The organism is Ferribacterium limneticum (genome assembly GCF_020510585.1).
Classification (GTDB): Bacteria; Pseudomonadota; Gammaproteobacteria; order Burkholderiales; family Rhodocyclaceae; genus Azonexus.
Window position 1 is genome coordinate 2,486,079 of the sequence record NZ_CP075190.1, and the last position, 19,217, is coordinate 2,505,295.

General features: G+C 62.5%; 19 protein-coding genes. 16 read left to right on the plus strand and 3 right to left on the minus strand.

What is annotated here, in order from left to right; all coding sequences use genetic code 11:
- The first annotated feature begins 79 nt into the window (after positions 1 to 79).
- From KI613_RS12160 to KI613_RS12170, 3 genes are all read left to right on the plus strand, one after another.
- Positions 80 to 553, plus strand: a complete 474-nt coding sequence (locus tag KI613_RS12160; RefSeq protein WP_226399806.1) for a nucleoside deaminase — start codon at positions 80 to 82, stop codon at positions 551 to 553.
- 15 nt (positions 554 to 568) lie between these two features.
- Positions 569 to 886, plus strand: a complete 318-nt coding sequence (locus KI613_RS12165; RefSeq protein WP_226399808.1) for a hypothetical protein — start codon at positions 569 to 571, stop codon at positions 884 to 886.
- 156 nt (positions 887 to 1,042) lie between these two features.
- Entirely contained in the window at positions 1,043 to 1,645 is a 603-nt protein-coding gene (locus KI613_RS12170) for an FxDxF family PEP-CTERM protein (RefSeq protein WP_226399810.1), read from the plus strand.
- Positions 1,646 to 1,845: 200 nt separating this feature from the next.
- Here KI613_RS12170 and KI613_RS12175 read toward each other — a convergent pair whose 3' ends face one another.
- Positions 1,846 to 2,391, minus strand: coding sequence for an OmpA family protein (locus KI613_RS12175; protein WP_226399812.1), 546 nt, complete (start codon positions 2,389 to 2,391; stop codon positions 1,846 to 1,848).
- A complete protein-coding gene (locus KI613_RS12180; protein ID WP_226399814.1) occupies positions 2,384 to 2,869 on the minus strand; it encodes a MarR family winged helix-turn-helix transcriptional regulator in 486 nt (161 codons plus the stop codon). The genes KI613_RS12175 and KI613_RS12180 overlap by 8 nt, the downstream gene beginning before the upstream one ends.
- A gap of 118 nt (positions 2,870 to 2,987) precedes the next feature.
- Between KI613_RS12180 and KI613_RS12185 the strand changes: the two genes are divergently transcribed.
- From KI613_RS12185 to KI613_RS12235, 11 genes are all read left to right on the plus strand, one after another.
- Positions 2,988 to 4,205, plus strand: a complete 1,218-nt coding sequence (locus KI613_RS12185) for a cation:proton antiporter (protein ID WP_226399816.1) — start codon at positions 2,988 to 2,990, stop codon at positions 4,203 to 4,205.
- A complete protein-coding gene (locus KI613_RS12190) occupies positions 4,202 to 4,984 on the plus strand; it encodes a gamma-glutamyl-gamma-aminobutyrate hydrolase family protein (protein ID WP_226399818.1) in 783 nt (260 codons plus the stop codon). The genes KI613_RS12185 and KI613_RS12190 overlap by 4 nt, the downstream gene beginning before the upstream one ends.
- 43 nt (positions 4,985 to 5,027) lie before the next feature.
- Positions 5,028 to 6,302, plus strand: a complete 1,275-nt coding sequence (locus KI613_RS12195) for a cation:proton antiporter (RefSeq protein WP_226399820.1) — start codon at positions 5,028 to 5,030, stop codon at positions 6,300 to 6,302.
- Positions 6,299 to 7,432, plus strand: coding sequence for a YbdK family carboxylate-amine ligase (locus KI613_RS12200; RefSeq protein WP_226399822.1), 1,134 nt, complete (start codon positions 6,299 to 6,301; stop codon positions 7,430 to 7,432). Before KI613_RS12195 ends, KI613_RS12200 begins: the two co-directional genes overlap by 4 nt.
- 17 nt (positions 7,433 to 7,449) lie before the next feature.
- Positions 7,450 to 8,712, plus strand: a complete 1,263-nt coding sequence (locus KI613_RS12205) for a serine hydrolase domain-containing protein (RefSeq protein WP_226399824.1) — start codon at positions 7,450 to 7,452, stop codon at positions 8,710 to 8,712.
- A 157-nt stretch (positions 8,713 to 8,869) separates the two neighbouring features.
- Positions 8,870 to 9,346: a hypothetical protein gene (locus KI613_RS12210; RefSeq protein ID WP_226399826.1), complete on the plus strand. Its 477-nt coding sequence runs from the start codon at positions 8,870 to 8,872 to the stop codon at positions 9,344 to 9,346.
- Entirely contained in the window at positions 9,343 to 10,680 is a 1,338-nt protein-coding gene (locus tag KI613_RS12215) for a GAF domain-containing protein (protein ID WP_226399828.1), read from the plus strand. Before KI613_RS12210 ends, KI613_RS12215 begins: the two co-directional genes overlap by 4 nt.
- Positions 10,681 to 10,816: 136 nt before the next feature.
- Positions 10,817 to 11,779: a thiamine pyrophosphate-dependent dehydrogenase E1 component subunit alpha gene (locus KI613_RS12220; protein WP_226399830.1), complete on the plus strand. Its 963-nt coding sequence runs from the start codon at positions 10,817 to 10,819 to the stop codon at positions 11,777 to 11,779.
- Positions 11,780 to 11,788: 9 nt separating this feature from the next.
- The gene (locus KI613_RS12225) at positions 11,789 to 12,748 is read left to right on the plus strand and encodes an alpha-ketoacid dehydrogenase subunit beta (RefSeq protein ID WP_226399832.1); all 960 of its coding nucleotides are present in this window, start codon (positions 11,789 to 11,791) and stop codon (positions 12,746 to 12,748) included.
- A gap of 40 nt (positions 12,749 to 12,788) precedes the next feature.
- Entirely contained in the window at positions 12,789 to 13,358 is a 570-nt protein-coding gene (locus KI613_RS12230) for a diheme cytochrome c-553 (protein ID WP_226399834.1), read from the plus strand.
- A gap of 191 nt (positions 13,359 to 13,549) precedes the next feature.
- The gene (locus tag KI613_RS12235; RefSeq protein WP_226399836.1) at positions 13,550 to 14,809 is read left to right on the plus strand and encodes a dicarboxylate/amino acid:cation symporter; all 1,260 of its coding nucleotides are present in this window, start codon (positions 13,550 to 13,552) and stop codon (positions 14,807 to 14,809) included.
- A gap of 14 nt (positions 14,810 to 14,823) precedes the next feature.
- Here the strand turns inward: KI613_RS12235 and KI613_RS12240 are convergent, their stop codons facing one another.
- Positions 14,824 to 15,759 carry a toll/interleukin-1 receptor domain-containing protein gene (locus tag KI613_RS12240; protein WP_226399838.1) on the minus strand — a complete coding sequence of 312 codons (936 nt, stop codon included), beginning with the start codon at positions 15,757 to 15,759 and terminating at the stop codon, positions 14,824 to 14,826.
- A 157-nt stretch (positions 15,760 to 15,916) separates the two neighbouring features.
- On the opposite strand from KI613_RS12240, the gene KI613_RS12245 reads away from it, so the two are divergent.
- On the plus strand, positions 15,917 to 16,267 hold the full coding sequence (locus KI613_RS12245) for an antibiotic biosynthesis monooxygenase family protein (protein WP_226399840.1): 351 nt from the start codon (positions 15,917 to 15,919) through the stop codon (positions 16,265 to 16,267).
- 6 nt (positions 16,268 to 16,273) lie between these two features.
- The gene (locus KI613_RS12250; protein ID WP_226399842.1) at positions 16,274 to 19,114 is read left to right on the plus strand and encodes an NB-ARC domain-containing protein; all 2,841 of its coding nucleotides are present in this window, start codon (positions 16,274 to 16,276) and stop codon (positions 19,112 to 19,114) included.
- Positions 19,115 to 19,217 lie beyond the last annotated feature (103 nt).

Below are 19,217 nucleotides of genomic sequence, written 5' to 3' on the forward strand. Positions count from 1 at the left end.
GCACATGCCCCCGCCATGATGGGGGCCGTATAATAACATCGACTATTTGATCGCCCGGCCCTCAGGAAGGATCGTTCCGATGAACCTCGACGACCAGTTTCTCGCCCGCGCCATCGAACTGGCCCGGCACGGCAGCGAAAGCGGCGAAGGCGGGCCGTTCGGCGCCGTCATCGTGCGCGACGGCAAGATCATCGCCGAAGGCTGGAACCGCGTCGTCGCCAGCCACGACCCGACCGCCCACGCCGAAATCAGCGCCATCCGCACCGCCTGCGCCGGCGCCGACAGCTTCCACCTGCCCGGCTGCACCCTCTACGCCTCGAGCGAACCCTGTCCGATGTGCCTGTCCGCCGCCTACTGGGCGCGCATCGACCGCATCGTCTTCGCCAACAGCCGGGCCGAAGCGGCGGCCATCGGCTTCTGCGACGACGAGCTGTACAGCGAGCTGAACCGCCATTTTTCGTCGCGCAGCATCGTCATGGAACACCACCCGACCCCTGGCGCTCTCGAACCGCTGGAACGCTGGGCGGCCAATCCCGGTCGAATTCCTTATTAATCACCCAGCCGCACCATGCACTCCGCGACCATCCCGCAACGCGCCGAAACCCTGCAGGTGCTTCGCCTGATGGGCCCGTTCGAGCCCATGCTCATGCTGAGCGGCGACGACGAAGGCTACGGCTCGCGCTGGACACTCTCCGGCCAGCAGGTCCAACCCGCCATCGCCCGCTTCCTGATGGACTCCGGCTTCATCGCCGACAGCGGCAAAACCGAGTTCGGCGCCATCAAGCTGGCGCTGACTGAAAAGGGCTGCGAGTTCCGGGAAAAAGGCCTGGCCTGGTGGGCCGAGCTGAACTTTCTGGAAAAGCTCAAGATTACGCTGCTCGGCTAATCGGCCCCGACAGGGGGCAATCCGCATCCAGCGCCCATGAGAGCAAATGCTCCCGGCGACCGCCCTATTTGACCAGATTCGAAATGCCGTCGCGGTAGTCCGAACAGACTATTTTTTTCTATCCATCCGCCATAACCGCTGAAACATTAGAACATCATGATGAAGGTCCATCCTGGGTCCTCGCACGCGCGGGCGATGCTTTTCATTTATTTGGAGTCCAACCTCATGAATATCACGAAATCTGTAGTCGCTCTTGCCTTGGGCTTGGGCATTGTTGCTGGCGCGAATGCCACGGCATACACCGCAACATACGACATCGGGACGGTCACTGCGCCATCGACCTATTCCCAGGTTGTTGCGGTCGCCGTCGGCGGCTTTTCCGACCAATGGCTATTTGACATCCCCACCACCTTGTTCTCTGGTGGTTCGGTCAGCAACCTGAACATTTCCATTCAAAACATCGGCGATCTGTACAACATCAACGGTCTTTCCGTGCAGTTGTATGACAACGCCAATACCTTGCTCGTCAATCTTGATAGCAATGCCGGTAGCTCCGCCAACTATAAAGTCGGCTCTGGCTTGTTTACCCCGGCCAACGACTATTACTTCACCGTCTCAGGCACGGGAACCGGTAGCCTCGGTGGACAATACGTTTTCGCCGTATCAACCTTGCCGGTTCCCGAACCGGAATCCTACGCCATGCTGCTCGCCGGCCTGGGCATCATCGGCGCCGTCGCCCGTCGTCGCGCTGCACGCTAATCCATAGCGGCAGCACCGAGCTGCACAACAAGAAGCCCGCCAATCGGCGGGCTTCTTCATTCTGGGTGCCAGGACAAACCGCCAGCGGACATCCACGGTCAACCCGAAAAAGTGACCAAATTTCAAATGCGCCCCAGCTCCAACCGGGCCGTGATTGTGTTCCCGCCCTTCCATGACCCGCTTACTCGGCGTTTCCCCGGTCACCCTTCGAAAAACACAAGTTCGACACGACGCATTGTCCGGCGACACTCTGTCGACACACAATTGCCCGGCAGTTTTTCGCCACCGATTACGTTCTTTTTGATCTGCCACGCCTTCACACCGAGCTTTCTCAAAATGGCGGCAACTGCCTCCACCCGCGCATCGGCCACCGCCAGATTGACCGAGCGGCTCCCATGGTCATTGGCGCGGCCAATCAGGGTGACTGACAAGTCGCCATCCTCTTTCAGCCGGCTTGCTGCATCCCGCAGTTTGCTCTTTTCACTTTGGCCAACGGTGCTTGAACCGAAAACAAAGAAAACGCTCGTCTTTTCGTCGATTTCGGGCTCGGCTTTTTTCTCGGACAGGCCGGATGTGATGCCGGGTGGCGAATCGGCCTTTGCTTCGGCGGGCACTGGCGGCTTGAGCACTTGCTGAACCGGCCGTTCCGGTTGAGACGTTGTGCCACATCCCGACAAAAAAGCGATCGAGAGCGATAGTCCAAGGATGGCCGCGCGAAAATACAGAGTCATTCGCACCTTAGTCACGCACCATTTCCGCCAGCGGCGTCGAGGCGAACTCATCGTCCTTCACGGGCAGATGATCAATCAATTCCGCTAGATTGATATTCAATGTTTTTAGAGCAACTTCCGGGATGCTCGCCAAGGCCTCTGGCAGAATGCCTTCGGCCGGCCCCGGAAGCGAGGCAATGGCTTTTCGCCCCTCGTCCGCCAGGAAGAGCCCAACGCGTCGCTGATCGATGCTCTGCCGCTGTTTGACGAGGCAATCCCTGGCCACCAGCTTGTCGACCAATTGACTGCATGTCGACTGATGGATTCCCAGCCTGCCGGCGAGTTCGGTGATGCCGATTTCCGGAGTCCGCTCGACTTCCTGAAGAATCCACATCTGGGACCCGGGCAGCCCACAACACTCTTCAAGCTCGCGAAAATACCTGCGCATCGTTCCATAAATCACCCGGAACTGCTGCAGAACTTCAAGTGCCAATGGCGGCGTAGGTTCATTCATGTAAATGATCTGTTGCGCTAATTTGGGGCTCAAATTATATTGCTAACCAATGCAGTTTTTACTGCTTTTACAACAATCCTTATCGACAAGGGTTTTCGGGGGCTTGCCCCCATTTTTTATGTTCAACTCGATCCAACTCTTCGGTCTGGTCTTGCTTGGTGGTTTGGCCGCCGGCGAAGTGTCGAGAAGAGTTCTTGCCTTGCCGCGAACGACCGGCTACGTGTTGTTCGGCCTGCTGGTCGGTCAGAGCGGCCTGAATTGGGTAACCCACTTTGACATCGAGTCGGCACAGCTTTTCATCGATCTGGCGCTCGGGCTGATTCTCTTCGAACTGGGCTACCTGGTTCCGCGCAGCACCCCGGAGAGTGGACGCAACCGGTTACTGGCAGGCTGCGCCATTTCGCTGATGGCGGGCTTGCTGGTATTGCTCTTGTTTCTCTACTGGGGCTTTTCCACAGGTTCCGCTTTGTTCGCGGCGGCGCTTTGCGTTGCCACTTCGCCGGCCATCACCATTGCCACCTGCAGTGACGTCGGGGCCAAAGGCGAGCGCACCGGCTTGCTTTACACCATGGTGGCAATCAACGGTGCCGTTGCTTTTGCGGCGGTGGTCTTGCTTGTCCCGTTCCTGGTCGACAGCGAGCCGCTGAGTAGCTTCGCGCGAGTCAGCAGCGCGCTGGGCAGCATCATCGGCTCCATCTTTCTCGGTGGGGCCTGTGCCGGATTGGTCCTGCTGGGTGCCGATCGACTGGAAAGACAAGCCGAACACCAGCATCTGCTGATTCTCGGCACCATCGTGCTTGGCGTCGGCACGGCGATCTATCTCGATATCTCCGTTTTTCTGCCCATGCTGATTTTTGGCATTCTGGTCAGCACCATTGACCGTGACCACAAAGTCATCGCCATCCGGATTGCCAGTGACGCCCGGGTTTTTCTGGTCATTACTTTCGTGCTCGCCGGGGCCGCACTGGACATTGCCTATCTGCGTGACTATTGGCTGGAGGCAATCCTGATAGCCTTGGCACGACTGGCCGGGCAGGTGCTGGCCATCCTGATTTCGCGCAAAAGTATTGGCCTAACGGTGCGTGAGAGCATTTTTCTGGGCATCGGACTTCAACCGATGTCGAGCATCGCCCTGGTGCTTCTGGTCAACACCCAGATGCTCTATAGCGGCATGGATGCGCAGCTGGTTGGCATGCTGATGGCAACGATCCTGCTGATGCAATTATTTGGCCCGCTGGCGACTCAAACGGCAATCAAGGGATTCGGCGAAGCAACTCGACTTCGCCCCTCTGTCAAAAACGAAGTACCAGCAGAACACCATGGAGGCACCTCATGAGCAGACGCCCTTTGCGTATTGGACTTTCGGCCCGGATTTACCATCCGCAGCCCGGGGCCACCGGGCTCCAGTCCAAGTCACTGCAATACCTTGAACAGTCGGTGGCGCATTGGGTGATGTCACGCGAGGTGATGGTTTTCATGATTCCCTCGGTGAGCGGCGACGGCATCATGCACCGGAGCAGCATCCGCCTCTCGGACTATCCGCAATATCTCGACGGGCTGGTGCTGCAGGGCGGCGCCGATATCAGCCCGCAATGCTATGGAGAACAACCGCTGCAAGCCGAATGGGCGGGTGACCGCCTGCGTGATGCCTATGAAATGGAGTTGCTGCACGAATTCATGGAAGCCGGCAGGCCGGTTCTTGGAATTTGCCGGGGCGCCCAACTGATCAACGTGGCGCTGGGCGGCACCTTGTATCAGGACATCGCGACGCAGTACGAAGAGCCGCAAATCCATGTGCACGCGGACTACGACAAGCACGCCCACAACATCACCTGGGAAGCCGGCAGCGGCCTGGCCAAGCTGTATCCCGAACAAGGCAGCAGCAAGGTGATTTCGATTCATCACCAAGCCATCAAGTCTCTCGGCAAAGGGCTGCGCGTCGAGGCGCGCAGCGCCGAAGATGGTTTGATCGAAGCGATCCGTCTTGAAGGCAAACCCTATGTACTGGGCCTGCAGTGGCACCCCGAGTTTCACCCGCCAGGTGCCCCGGATTTGCTCAACTGCAATCCTATCCTTGATGAATTCCTGAGTGCGGCACGAGGCCGACGTTGGTGATTTTTGACGGTTTTTTGCCGTTGACCGTAGCAAATGGCCAGGCATGATCGAGACGATCACTTCGCCATTGCGCGCTATTTGGGAAAGCCTGCTCGAACGCCTGTTTTTCCTGCCGCCTTTTCCCGAGACCATTGATTCGCTGGCCCTGTTCAGCCTGTTGCTGGTCGTCGGCCTGCTCCTCGGCGAATGGCTGCACGCCCACGCCCGGTGGCCCAAGGTCACCGGCTACGTGCTGGCCGGCACTGTGTTCGGTCCCTCTGCGCTGGGCTGGATCAGCATCGAGGCCCTGGCGCAGGCGCGACCGATTGCCGACGCGGCACTCGGTTTACTGATGATGGAAGTCGGGCGGCGCCTCGACCTGAGTTGGCTGCGTCGCAATCCCGAATTGTTGCGCAGCACCTTGGCTGACATCACGCTGTCGTTTGCCCTGATCTTCCTTTTTGCCCTCTGGCTGGTCGGCCTGACGCCTGCCTGGGCTGCCGCTACAGCCGCCGTGACCATGGCCTCGGCCCCGGCCGTGGTCCTGCTGACCATAGAGGAAGCCAAGGCCCAGGGACAGGTCACCGAACGCATCATCCTGCATACGGCGATCAGTTCTGCCGCTTCCTTTGTCGCCTTCGCCGTCGTGCTCGGCATCGTTCACGCCGAACTGAGCGAAGACTGGCTGAATGCCCTTGTCCATCCGCTGTGGGTGGTTATCGGCGCTTTTCTGGTCGGCGGCATGGGCACCTGGCTGGCGCTGCGCATTGCCAAAACCTTGCCGAAAGGCTCACTGGCCCAGGTTTTTGTGCTGATCGCCTGCGCCCTGCTGGCCGTCGGCATCGCGCGCATGCTCGCCGTCCCGGTCTTTTTGACGCTCTTTCTGATGGGCGTTCTGCTCGCTTCGCGTGACCAGCAACAAACCCTGCGTTACACCGCGTTGCCCGAAGGGCATTGGCTACTCGCCATCGTGCTTTTTGTCATCGTCGGCGCATCCCTGCCCTGGCAGGACTTTACCTGGCTGGCCGGCGTGCAGGCGCTCGGCCTGCTGCTGGTGCGCGCTGCCGCCAAAGCCGGGGCGATGGCCTGGTCGGGCGGCAGCATGCCCTGGCCCAAACGCCTGCTGGTTGGCATGGGCATCCAGCCACTGTCGGCCACGGCCGTATTCATGGCCTATGAAATCGCCAGTCTGTATCCGGAAGTCGGGCGTTCGGCCCTGACCCTGCCCCTGTTCGCCGCCGCCATGATGGAACTGGTCGGTCCTGCCCTGTGCCGATTGGCACTGCACCGGTCGGGCGAATGCGAAAGTGGTGAGCGCAATCAAGGAGGTATCGCATGACGACCAAAGCATTGGGCGAATTCAAGGACAGCGCCGCCTTTTCCCTCGGCGTCGAACTCGAACTGCAACTGGTCTCGAAGCGCGATTTCGACCTGACGCGGGGCGCCACCGACCTGCTCGGCAGCCTCGATTACGACGAACGTTTCGGCGAGATCAAGCTGGAAATCACCGAAAGCATGATCGAAATCAGCACCCAGCCACAAGCCACCGTCGACGGCATTGCCACCGACCTCGGCGGCCTGCGCGACACCCTGCGCCAGCATTGCGAACGCAACAACATCGGCGTCTGCGGTGGCGGCACGCACCCTTTCCATCATTGGCCGGAACGGCGCATCTGTCCCGGCGACCGCTTCAACGATCTTTACCAGCGCTACGGTTATCTCTCCAAGCAATTCACCGTTTTCGGCCAGCACGTGCATGTCGGGTGCACTTCGGCCGATGAGGCCATCTGGCTGACCCAGGCGCTCGGCGTTCATGTGCCGGCCTTCATCGCCCTGTCCGCCTCCTCCCCCTTTGTCGATGGCGTGGACAGCTTCTACCAGTCGGCCCGGCTCAATGCGGTTTCGGCCTTTCCGCTGAGCGGACAATGCCCGCCGCTGGGCAGTTGGCAGGAATTCACCGAACACTTCGCCTTCCTGCAAGCCTGTGGCATCGCCCAAGGCATCAAGGATCTGTATTGGGATGTCCGCCCGAAGCCGGAATTCGGCACCGTTGAAATACGCGTCTGCGATACGCCGCTGACCATCGAACAAGCGACCTCGCTGGCTGCCCTCGCCCAATCCCTTGCCCGCTGGCTGTTGCGCACCCGTCCGCCGCTGCATACCGCCAAACAGGCCCACGTTGCCCGTTACAACAAATTCCAGGCTTGCCGCTATGGCCTCGAGGCGATGATTTCCGATCCGGTGAACCTGTCCCAGACGCCACTGAAGCAAACCCTGGCCGACTTGCTCGAAGCCGTTTCGGAGGACGCCCGGGAACTGGACTGCGCCCACTGGCTGAGCCCGCTCAAGCAGGCGGTCGCCGAAAATACGGGCGACGCAGCCTGGCTACGGGCACGAGAAAAGCAGCATGGCAACTTGAACGATGTGGTGCGCGAAGCCAGCGAACGGCTGATGGGCAAAGACAATTAATTTCAGGAGAAAACAAAATGATCCGCCGGTTGCCTGCAGCCTTGTTGTCACTGTTCATCGCCACGGGTACATGGGCGGCGAACTCGACCTGCCAATTTGAGCAGGTGCCGGTCGGCCCACAAAAACTGGGCCCCTGGATCGACAAGAGCAACTGGCTGGCCATTGAAAACCAGCGCCTGACTTTACAGGCCGGCGAAGTATTCATGCCCGCCTGGCGGCTGGCCCCGGTTGGCGATGCTCAGCGCACGGCCGTGAAGCTACGCCCGATAGATGATTTTCCAGTTGTCGATCCGCTCGATGGCAGCCGGCGCGACCTCGCATTCCTGCTCGACAGTCGCCTCTATGCCGACGGCCTCGTCGTTCTGCGCAACGGCCGGGTCGTCACCGAACGCTATCGCAATGGACTGACGCCTGACCAACCCAGGCTATTGCTCGAAGCAACCCGCCCGTTGCTCAACCTGCTCGGCGCGATGAGCGTCAGCCAAGGCAAACTGGCCGCTGACAAGTCGGTCAGCCGTTTTCTTCCCACCATGCCGCCGTCCGCCGGTCTGCGCAAGCTGTCGATCCGGCGCCTGCTCGAAAACGAGGAGCGCCATGCCTGGACACCGGAAGACCTCGAATCCTGGCAACAGGCCGGTGGCTGGACAACGAATCAGGCTGGCAACGGAATCAGGGCCTGGCTTGCTCAGGCCGGGCGTTGGGAAAAGCCGCTGGACGAACCGGAAATGACCACCTTTGCCGCCGCCCCGGATGACGACCTGCTGGCCCGGATATTGGCCGAGAGCAACGCCATCCCGCTCTCGCGGCTATTTTGCGAAGGACTCCTGAGCCGCCACCCGCCAGAACACCCCGTCGTCTGGCTAAGCGACTCGCAAGGCGTCGAATTGGCGACCGGCCTGGGTTTATCCCTGCGCGATTTTGCCAAACTGGGCCAGGTTCTGGTCGATGCCCGGAGCAGCCGAAATCGCGGAAAAATCCCCTCCTGGTTCATCGAAACGCTGACCGCCTCATCGGGCATGCGCTCAGCCGAAATCAAGGGCCTCGCAAAAGGCAGCGAGCAGCGCTATGGCTTCGTGCACTTGGGCGGCTCACCGAATCGGGTGGCCCTGATCGGGGCCCATGGCACCAGCCTTTATATCGATTTCGATGAACGCCTGGTCATTGCGCTTTATGCGACCCGTCCGGGCGAAAGCACACCCGCCATGCTGGCAGTCCTGGAACGCGCCTGGAAGGCCATAGACATGGCAATTGCTCAGCCGGAAAAGCCTAAAAAGCCCTGAGCATGTCGGCGATGCAGTTGAATGGCCGGTTGAAATTCGACAATTTTCGGGCTTTGATGACTTCCACGGTCAACCGGAAAAAACGGCCAAATTTGAAATAACAAACGGCTACTTGCTATGCTTAAATCATTCCAACGCCCCAAATAATCCAACCGCCATGTTAGACAGCGACCACGCCACCTTCATCCAGACCGGAGTCAGCATCAGCCTGGCCGCCTGCTCTGCTGATCGCCTGCCCTGCATGAGCCGCGGTCTGGGCTGCAAGCTGATCGACGGCGGGCGTCAAGTCGCGATATTCATCAAGCGTTCGCAGTCGACCGAACTACTCGAAAACATCCGCAACACCGGCCGGGTGGCCAATGTTTTCAACCTGCCGAGCAGCAACCGCACCGTGCAGCTGAAAGGGGTCGATGCGCAGATCCAGCCCTTCGATCCGGCCGATCTGCCGGTGATCGAATCACACGTTTCCCTGTTTCTCGATGAGGTCATCCCCTTCGGCATGCAGGAGAACATGATTCGGGCACTGTTCGCCTGCACGGTCGACGACCTGGTGACGGTGGTGTACTCGCCGAGCGCCGCCTTCACCCAGACACCGGGGCCGAAAGCCGGCGACCCGCTGGGCGCTGCGCCATGAGCCTGCGCATCGAGACCATCCGCGAATGCCTGGAGGGCATCATCCCGGGCCACATCGCCACCTGCGACCGCGAAGGCATGCCCAACCTTGCCTATCTTTCCCAGGTCGAATTCATCGACAACGAGCACGTTGCGCTGTCCTACCAGTTTTTCAACCGCACCCGGCAGAATGTCCTGGCCGACTCGCCGGTGCGCCTGCTACTGACCAGTCACCTGACCGGTGCCCAGTACCGGCTGACCCTGCACTACCTGCGTACCGAGGCGGCCGGTCCGCTCTTTGAGCGCATGCGGGCCAAACTGGCCGGAATCGCCTCGCATACCGGCATGTCGGGGATCTTTCAGTTGCTCGGTGCCGACATCTACCGCGTGCTGAACATCGAACAGGTGCCCGGCGAAACCGTGCCGCCGCCTCCGCCACCGGTCAATTGCCTGAACGCCCTGCGCCGGACGGCCGACCGCCTGGCCACCTGCAACACCCTGGAATGCCTGCTCGAAAAGGCCGTCGACTGCCTGGAAAACGAATTCGGCATCGCTCATCTCATGCTGCTCATGCACGACAAGGCGCGCGGCCGGCTCTACACCCTGGCCAGCCGCGGCTACCCCGAATCGGGGATCGGCTCGGAAATCCCGGTTGGTGCCGGCGTCATCGGCATCTGCGCCCGGGAACGCACACCAATCCGGATCAGCTTCACCAACAGCGAATACGCCTACGGCCGCACCGTGCGCGACGGCATCGCGGCCGATGGCCAGGCCGACGCCCTGGAAACGGCCATTCCCCTGCCCGGCCTGCCCGATGCAGCGAGCCAGATGGCAGTACCGATCAGCGTCGCCGGCCGCCTGCTTGGCGTGCTCTACGTCGAGAGCGTGTCCGACCTGCATTTCGGCTACGACGAAGAAGACGCCCTCGTCGCTTTTGCCGCCCAACTGGGTCTCGCCATCGTCCACCACCAGCAGGCCGACGATCTGCCCGACGAGCCGGCCGGCAACGAAGAAGCGGCTCCGGCCGTCGCCGGCACCCCGCTGACCATTCGCCACTTCGCCGCCACCGACAGCGTTTTCATCGACGACGACTACCTGATCAAGGGCGTCGCCGGGGCCATACTCTGGGTGCTGCTCAGCGATTTCGCCGAACGTCGGCGCACCAGTTTTACCAACAAGGGCTTGCGGGTCGATCCCCGCATCCGCCTGCCGGGCGTCAGCGACAACCTCGAAGCACGCCTGGTACTGCTGCAGCGCCGACTGGAAGAGCGCGACGCCGGCATCCGGCTGACCAAGACCGGGCGCGGCCGTTTTTCACTGGCCGTAGACCACCCGCTGCAGCTCGTCGAAAGCTGATTTTCGCGGGTTTCCCCCGCCTTTTCTTAAATGTTCATTCAGCGTTTCTTAAAAGAATCGTAAGCGGCCCCTGGCCGTCTTGTCAGGGTTTTCGGGCGGCCTAGACTACCTCCATCGCATAACGAATGGAGCGGTCATGACCCCGAAGCCCCCGGCAAAAAACCCGCAGCAACTGCTCGAACAGATGCTGCTCATCCGCGCCTATGAAGAGGCCATCGTCAACGGCAGCGCCGCCGGCAGGATGCCCGGCACCTGCACCTCGGTCGGCCAGGAAGCGGCCGCCGTCGGCGTGGTCAACGCGCTCGCCCCCGAAGACCTGATCCTCACCAACCATCGCAGCGCCGGCCACCTGCTCGCCCGCGGCGCCGACCCCGGCCGCCTGCTGGCCGAAGTCATGGGCCGCCGCGACGGCTACTGCAAGGGCAAGAGCGGCTCGCTGCACATTTCGGCCAAGGAACTCGGCGTCGTGCTGACCTCGACCATCGTCGGCGCCGAACTGTCGATGGCGCCCGGCGTTGCCCTGGCGCAAAGCATGCTCGGCCGCCCCGGCATCGTCGTCTGCTTCTTTGGCGACGGCGCGGCCTGCGAGGGCAGCTTTCACGAATCGCTCAATCTTGCCGCGCTATGGAACCTGCCCATCCTCTACGTCTGCGAAAACAATCACTGGCAAGCCTTCGTCCATCGGCGCGAAGCGATGAGCCGCGAACATGTTGCGGATTGGGCCGCCTCCTACGGCATCCCGGCCCGGACGGTGGACGGCAACGATGTCTTCGCCGTGCTCGAAGCCGCCCAGGCTGCCGCCGCCCAGGTCCGCGAGAGCCAACGGCCCTACCTGCTCGAAACCCTGACCTACCGGACCCGCGGCCACCTCGAGCCGGACGATCAGGGTTACGTCGACAAGGCCGAACTGGCTGCATGGCTGGCCCGCGACCCGATCGCCACCGGCCGTGATCGTTTGATTGCCGATGGGCAGCTCAGTCCGGCCCAGGCCGCAACCATGGCCGACAAGGTGGCCAGCCACATCGCCGTCGCCCAGGCCTTTGCCGAAGCCTCGCCCTTCCCTGCCGCGGATGAACTGACCCGCGACGTCTACGCCTGAGGATTCCCCATGCCTACCCTGACTATTTACGATGCTGTCGGCGCCGCGCTGACCGAGGAAATGCGCCGCGACCACAGCGTCATCGCCTTCGGCGAAGGCATCGCCACCAAACGCCACGAGCTGGTCGACGAATTCGGCGCCCTACGTATCCGCAACACGCCGCTGGCCGAGGGCATCATTGCCGGCACGGCCGTCGGTGCCGCCGCCATGGGCCTGCGCCCGGTCGTCGACCTGCTCTTCGCGCCCTTTCTCTGCTATGCCATGGACGAGCTGGTCAACAGCGCCGGCAAGCTGCGCTACCTGTCCGGCGGCCAGTTCACCTTCCCCCTCGTCACGCTGGCCATGACCGGCGCCGGCTGGGGTGTCGGTGCCCAGCACAACCACAATGTCGAGGCCTGGTTCGTGCACAGCCCCGGCCTCAAGGTAGTCATGCCGAGCACACCGGCCGACACCAAGGCCCTGCTCAAGACGGCCATTCGCGACGACAACCCGGTGCTCTTCTTCCTCGACATCGGCCTTCTCTACCAGCCGGGCGAAGTGCCGGCCGGCGAACATCTGCTGGCGCTGGGCCAGGCCGCCATCGTCCGCGAAGGACGGGATGTGACGCTGGTTTCCTACGGCAAGACGGTCCACCACTGTCAGCAGGCGGCCGAGCAACTGGCCGGCCAGGGCATCGCCGCCGAAGTCATCGACCTGCGTAGCCTGAAGCCGCTCGACGAAGCGACCATCCTCGGCTCGGTGAAGAAAACCGGTCGCCTCGTCGTCGTGCACGAAGCCAACCGCCTGTGCGGCGTCGGCGCCGAGATCGCCGCGCTGGTCGCCGAACAGGCCTTCGCCGATCTCAAGGCACCGATCGTCCGACTGGGTGGCCCCGATGCCCCGGCCGCCGCCAGTTACCCGCTCGAACAGGCCTCGGTCCCTTCAGCCGAGGCGATCGCCGACGCGGCCCGACGCCTCTGTTCCACCTAGAAACCAGCTTCAACCTAAATTTTCAACAAGGAGAAAAACCATGCGCCCCAACCCCAAAACCCTCATCACCGCCACCCTGGCCTGCACCCTGTTCAACACCAGCGCCCTGGCTGCCGATAACGATTCGGCCCTGATCAAACGTGGCGAGAAACTGATCGCCTACGGTGGCTGCGTCGATTGCCACATCCCCTTCAAGATGGGCCCCAACGGCCCCGAGAAGGACATGGCCCGCGGCCTTTCCGGCCATCCCGAAGAGCTTCGCCTGCCGCCTTCGCCCAAGCTGGACAGCGCCTGGAACTGGGCTGGTTCAGCAACGATGACAGCCTTCGTCGGCCCGTGGGGCACGACCTACGCCGCCAACCTGACGCCCGACCGCGAGACCGGCATCGGCGCCTGGCGCGAGAAGGATTTCATCCAGGCCATGCGCACCGGCAAGCATGTCGGCGTGGCCCGTCCGATCCTGCCGCCGATGCCTTGGCAGGCGGTCGCCTCGCTGCCCGAAAAGGATTTGCGAGCCATTTTCAGCTACCTCAAGGCGCAGCCGGCCGTGAAGAACAAGGTGCCCGACTATTTGCCACCCGCCACCAGCATCAGCAAAGCCGGCGGCTGAGCGGCACGCGACTTTCACCAGAAACCGGCCTGTTGCATTGCAGGCCGGCACACGGCTCTGGCGAAAGTCGCCGCGCAAAGCAGATTGCCACGGTCAACCGGAAATAATGGCCAAATTTGAAATGGCCTCAGCTCAAGCGAGCCGGCTGCGATCTGTATCAATCCCGCTAGAATGGCGCTGCCTCCACCTCAATGCGCCCGATGCCCCGTCCCTCGCTCAATACCCAAATCCTGATCGGCTGCCTGCTCGGCATCGCCGGCGGGCTATGGCTGGCCACCCAGCCGGCTGAGGCGCCCGTCGTCGGCAATACGCTGTACGGCGCCAAGATGCTTGGCAACCTGTTTCTCGATCTATTGCGCATGGTGCTGGTGCCGCTGGTCTTTTCGTCCATCGTTGTTGGCGTCGCCAACCTGCGCGCCCATCAGCAGATGCATCGGGTGTGGACGACGACGCTCGCCTTCTTTGCGCTGTCGATGGCGCTGGCCATTGTGCTCGGCCTCGGCGCAGCCAACCTGTTCCACCCCGGCGAAGGCCTGCACCTGGCCATGTTCGCCGACGCCACGCGGGATTTCCAGGCGCGCCAGATGCCGCTGCCCGACTACATCGCCCAGTTCATGCGCGGCCTGTTCCAGAACCCGTTCAAGGCGCTGGCCCAGGGCGACATTCTGGCCGTCGTCATCATTGCCCTGTTTCTCGGTATCGCGCTGGTCATCGGCGGCGAGCGCTACAAGAACCTGCGCGTGCTGATTCAGGAATTGCAGGAACTTTGCCTGCTCGTCGTCGGCTGGATCATGCGCCTGGCGCCGTTCGGCCTCGCCGCGCTGCTGTTGCAACTGGTCGCCACGCAAAACGCCGACCTGCTCGCCAGCCTGGCCCATTTCATCAGCGTCGTCGTCGGCACCACGTTGTTCCACGGCATCGTCGTTCTGCCACTGCTGCTCTGGCTGGTTACCCGCATGTCGCCGCTGCGTTTCTGGAGAGGCGCCAAGGAAGCGCTGATCACCGCCTTCGCCACGAGTTCGAGCGCCGCCACGCTGCCCATCACCTTGCGCTGCACCGAGCAGCATTTGCACGTCAAAAAGGACATCGCCAATTTCGTCGTGCCGCTCGGCGCCACCGTCAACATGGACGGCACAGCGCTCTACGAAGCCGCTGCTGCGCTGTTCGTCGCCCGGCTAGCCGGCATCGAACTTGACCTCGCCCACCAGCTCATCATCTTCTTCGTCGCCATGCTCGGCGCCATCGGCGCCCCGGGCATCCCCAGCGTCGGCATGCTGAGCATGGTGCTGGTGCTTGAATCGGTCGGCCTGCCCACCGCGGCGATTGCCATCCTGCTCCCCATCGACCGCATCCTCGACACCGTGCGCACGGCGGTCAATGTCGAAGGCGACATGGTCGGCAGCCTGATCGTGCAGAAGCTGACCGAATCAGGCAGCGAAAAACACGCCTGACCGGCCAGGAACCATCACCGCTCGGCTTCCCGCCGGGCGACGAATTCCACCGGCGGGTGGACGCTGAGGCCACCACCGCTTTCCAGCACGAAATGCAGTTCGCCGGCCTTGAGCGTTGCGCGGTAACGGTGCGTCACCTCGCGGCCCGGACCATCGCCCACCACCTCCTGGCTGCGCGTGACAAAATTGAGTTGTTCGCCCTTCAGCACGCCCTGTTCAACCGTCCGCGCCACCCGCAGATAGCTGGCGGTGCCATGCACCTCGCCATTTTCCAGACGCAGGTCGAAGCGCTCGGCGTGCTCGGCGCCCCAGTCGTATTTGACGGTAGCCAACCAGCGCCCGGCAAGGCTTTGGGCCAGTTCAGAGGCGACGGGTTTGGGAACCTCAGAGTGACCCAGCCAGTTACCTTTCAGGCCAACCGCCAGCAGCACAATCACGGCCAGGGCAGCCAGCCCCCAGAGCAGCCCGGAACGCCGGGCAGGACGACGACTGGCCGGGAAGAACGGCTTGACGACATCGACCAGCCGCGCCACATCCGACGTCCACCCGATATCCGAAAGAATGAATGACTGGCGCCGGGCCAGCGCCACTATGGCCGGCGGCAAATCCCTTTCCGCCGGCATCACCGCCCCGCCGACGAGCACCGGCAGCACCGTCTTGCCCGATTTCAAGCCGGCCTCGATTTCCCGCCGGACGAAATCATCCGGCTCGTCGAGGCGGCGCATGCCGTTCCGACTCACGGTCAGCCAGGCCGGGCCGATCATGACCAGCATCACATCGACGGCAGCCAGTTGTTTCTCGATGGCAACGACAAAATCCTCACCCGGATGGATATCCTCAATGTCACGAAACACATTGTCCGCACCGAAGGTCGAGACCAGAACATCGGCCAGACGCCCGGCAAAACCAGCCTGATCGTCGCGACGGTAACTGATGAATATGCCAGGCATTGGACAAATCTCCTTGATGGAACAGGCTCGCGTGGATTGCTACGGTCAACCGGAAAGATCGGCCAATTCCGGAATGCCCCCGACATTACCGCAAGGACGGGAACCCTGGCAGTCTGCCACCGTCAACGCATATGAATATTTGAACTACGATAGGTTCATGAATCCGTTTCGGAAGGAGGCTGGCATGGTAGTCGTCGTATTCCGCACCCGACTCAAGGATGGCACCGACGAACAAGCCCTGACCGCGCTGGGCGGACGGATGTTCGAGATAGCCTCGGCCATGCCCGGTTTCATTTCCTACAAGGATTTCGCCGCCCCTGATGGCGAAAGCGTCGCTATTGTCGAGTTCGACAGCCTGGAAACCCTCGCCGCCTGGCGCCAGCATCCGGAGCATCTGGCGGCCCAGGAGCAAGGCCGGCAGGAATACTTTGCGTCCTACCAGGTCCAGGTCTGCGCCCCACTCCGCAGTTACCGGTTCGATGCCAGCGGCCGGCACGTTGAGGATTAGCGCCCCGTGACAACGAGCGCACCGCTCCATCTGAGAATTTTCATTTCCTCGCCCGGCGACGTCGGAGACGAGCGGCGCCTAGCCCGCGAAATCATCGAATCCCTGCCGCGCGACCCGGCCTATCGCGGCAAGATCACCAGCGAAGCGATTGCCTACGACGACCCCGATGCACCGTCGCCCATGCCGGCCGGCATCACCCCGCAACTCGGCGTCAACCTTTACAAGGGACCGGCCAGCGCCTGCGACCTGACCATCGTCATCCTGTGGAGCCGGCTCGGCACCCCGGTATCGGCCGACTGCGTGCGTAGCGACGGCAGCCGCTACGAATCCGGCACCGTGTCGGAATACGAAAACGCCCTGGCCGCCGGCAAGGAGGTCTGGATATTCCGGCGCAGCGAAAAGCCCCGGGTCGAGCTCGATGATCCCGACTTCGACGCCAAGCTCAAGCAATACCGGGCCGTCGGCAGCTTTCTCGAGCGCCTCCAGAATGCCGACGGGTCGGCCGCCGGCGGCCGCCACGACTACGCCGACCCGGCGGAATTCGCCGCCTTGTTCCGCAAGCTCCTGAGCGCCTGTTTCACCGCTCATCTGGATCGCCAGCCGGGGGCCGTGCCGGTTGCGGCGCCGCCACCTTCACCGGATAGCGAACCGCCCTTCCTGGCCCCGGAGGTCGATCGCGACCACGCCATCGTCGGCCGCGATGAACTGGTTCGCCAGGTCTGGGAACGGGCCATCGCCGGCAAAAGCCAGAGCCTGCTGTTTCTGCCCGGTGTCGGCAAAACGACAGTCGCCCAGGCTCTGCTGGCCGATCGCCAGCGCCTGCTCGACCACTTCGACGGCGTACTCTGGGCCGACCTCGGGCGCCAGCCCATGGTCGGCGAACAACTGCGCCGCTGGGCCACGGCCTTGCAGGTTCCCGACGAACGCAAGGCCAGCCTGGCCAGCATCGACGACTGGAAAGCGACGGTCAAGGCAGCGATCGGCAATCGCCGGATTCTGGTCATTCTCGACGACGTCTGGCAGAACAAGGCGGCCAGGGAATTCATGCACCTCGTCCCGCGCGGCGTCTTCATCATCACCACGCGCTGCAAGGACGTCGCCGCCATGCTCGGCGACCCCGAACTGGTGCCGGAACTCGACGCCGCGACCGGCCTCGGGCTGCTCACCGAAATCGCCCCGAAGGCTGTCGCCTACGACCCCGAGGGGGCCCGCAATCTGGTCAGCGCCGTCTATGGCCTGCCGCTGGCCCTGGTCCTGATCGGCAAATACCTGCGCCGCGAATCGTCGGACGGCGACCCCGACCGTACCGCAGCCGCCTTCCAGACCATGGCCGAGGCCGGCCACCGGCTGGAAATCAACCCCGACGAGGAGGCCGGCTCGCATTCGCTGGCCGAAATCATCGAAGTCAGCTTCGCCGCCCTGCGCTCCGACGATGCGCGGCGGGCCATTCTCAACCTGGCCATCTTCCGCCCCAAGCCCAACACCTTTTCCAAGGACATCGCCCGGCAAGTTGCCGGCACCGAAGCTGCCGTGCTTTATGACCTGAGCGACATCGGCCTGATCGAGCATTACGGCGACGGCGAATACACCATGCACCGGGTAATCGCCGAATATGCCCGGACCAGGCTGCCGCTGACCGAATCCCAGGCGCTGCACCACCAGGCCGTCAATTACTACGCCCGGCAATTGCAGCAGGACATCGACGACAACCCGGTCGCCTACCTTGGCTGGTACCGCTACGAACAGACCGACTGGCAGGCGACCAAGGACGCCTGGCTCTATCACCTGGCCCATGCGGGCAATGCAGTGAGCAGCGTGCAGGCCTTCCTGCGCGTCTATTTCGACGCCTTCTGGTGGTGGGGTTATTACCAGCGCTTCCCCTTCTGCGAGCGCCTCCTGCTCGAATGGCAGCAACGGCGCAGCGTCGATCCCAAGGTGCGCCAGGGACTCGAACAACTTGCCACGTTTCAGAACGCCTACCCGGAAGGCTACGAAAAGGCCGCCCGCGGCAACTGGAACGAGGTTGAACGCTCGCTCACCCGCCTGCGGCAAAGCCTCGGGCTGGAAGGCGAAATTTCCGCCATCCACGACGAAGACGCCCGCCGGGTGCGCGGTTTCACCGACTTCCTGTTGGCCGAGGCCTACGCCTATGGCCGCCATGACCACGAGGGCGCCCTCAAGCGCTATGCCGCCGCCCACGATATTTTCCATCTCGATGGCGACCTCTGGGTGGCGGCCTGGCTCGGTTTCTACGTCGCCCAATATCTCCTTGAGCAAGGCAGCTTCGACGATTCGGCAGAATATGCCCGGCGCTCGCTGACCGAAGCCGGCTGCGCCGCCGGGGGTGAGGATGCCCCGTTGGCCGAACGCGATTCCGAACTGCTCGCCAACAATTACCGATTGCTCGGCGACCTGGCCATCGCCGGTCGGCAGTATGCACAGTCCGCCCGGCACTACCTCCGGGCGACTTTCTATGCCTACGCCTTCCAGGCCATTCCGGAACCCGCCGACTCCTACACCATGGCGTTTTACCAGGAAATCACCAGCCGCATCGCCGGGCAGGCCACCCGTCTCGCCGGCACCGACCGGGCCGCCGGCGCGACGCTCTGCGAGACGATAGCCGCCTATTGGCAGATTTACTGGCAACGCCATCCGGAACAAACGACCGCCAACGGCTTGGCTGACGCGCTGAACAACGCCGATCCCGTCGCCATCGCGGCAACCCTCTTCCCGCCGCCCATCGTCGGCGATATCCTGAGCGGGGCAGCCGACTACGCTAGGGAAGTCGAGGCGATCATCCCCTCGCTGGCCGCCGCTCTCGACAAATTGAATCAGGCCGGCCAGTAGGAGGTAAAGTGCCGATTACTGCTCGAACTGCCGCTTCCTGACCAGGCAACCGTACCGACCAATCAGCGGTTCAAACTACCTACTGCGGTCAACACGGAAAATC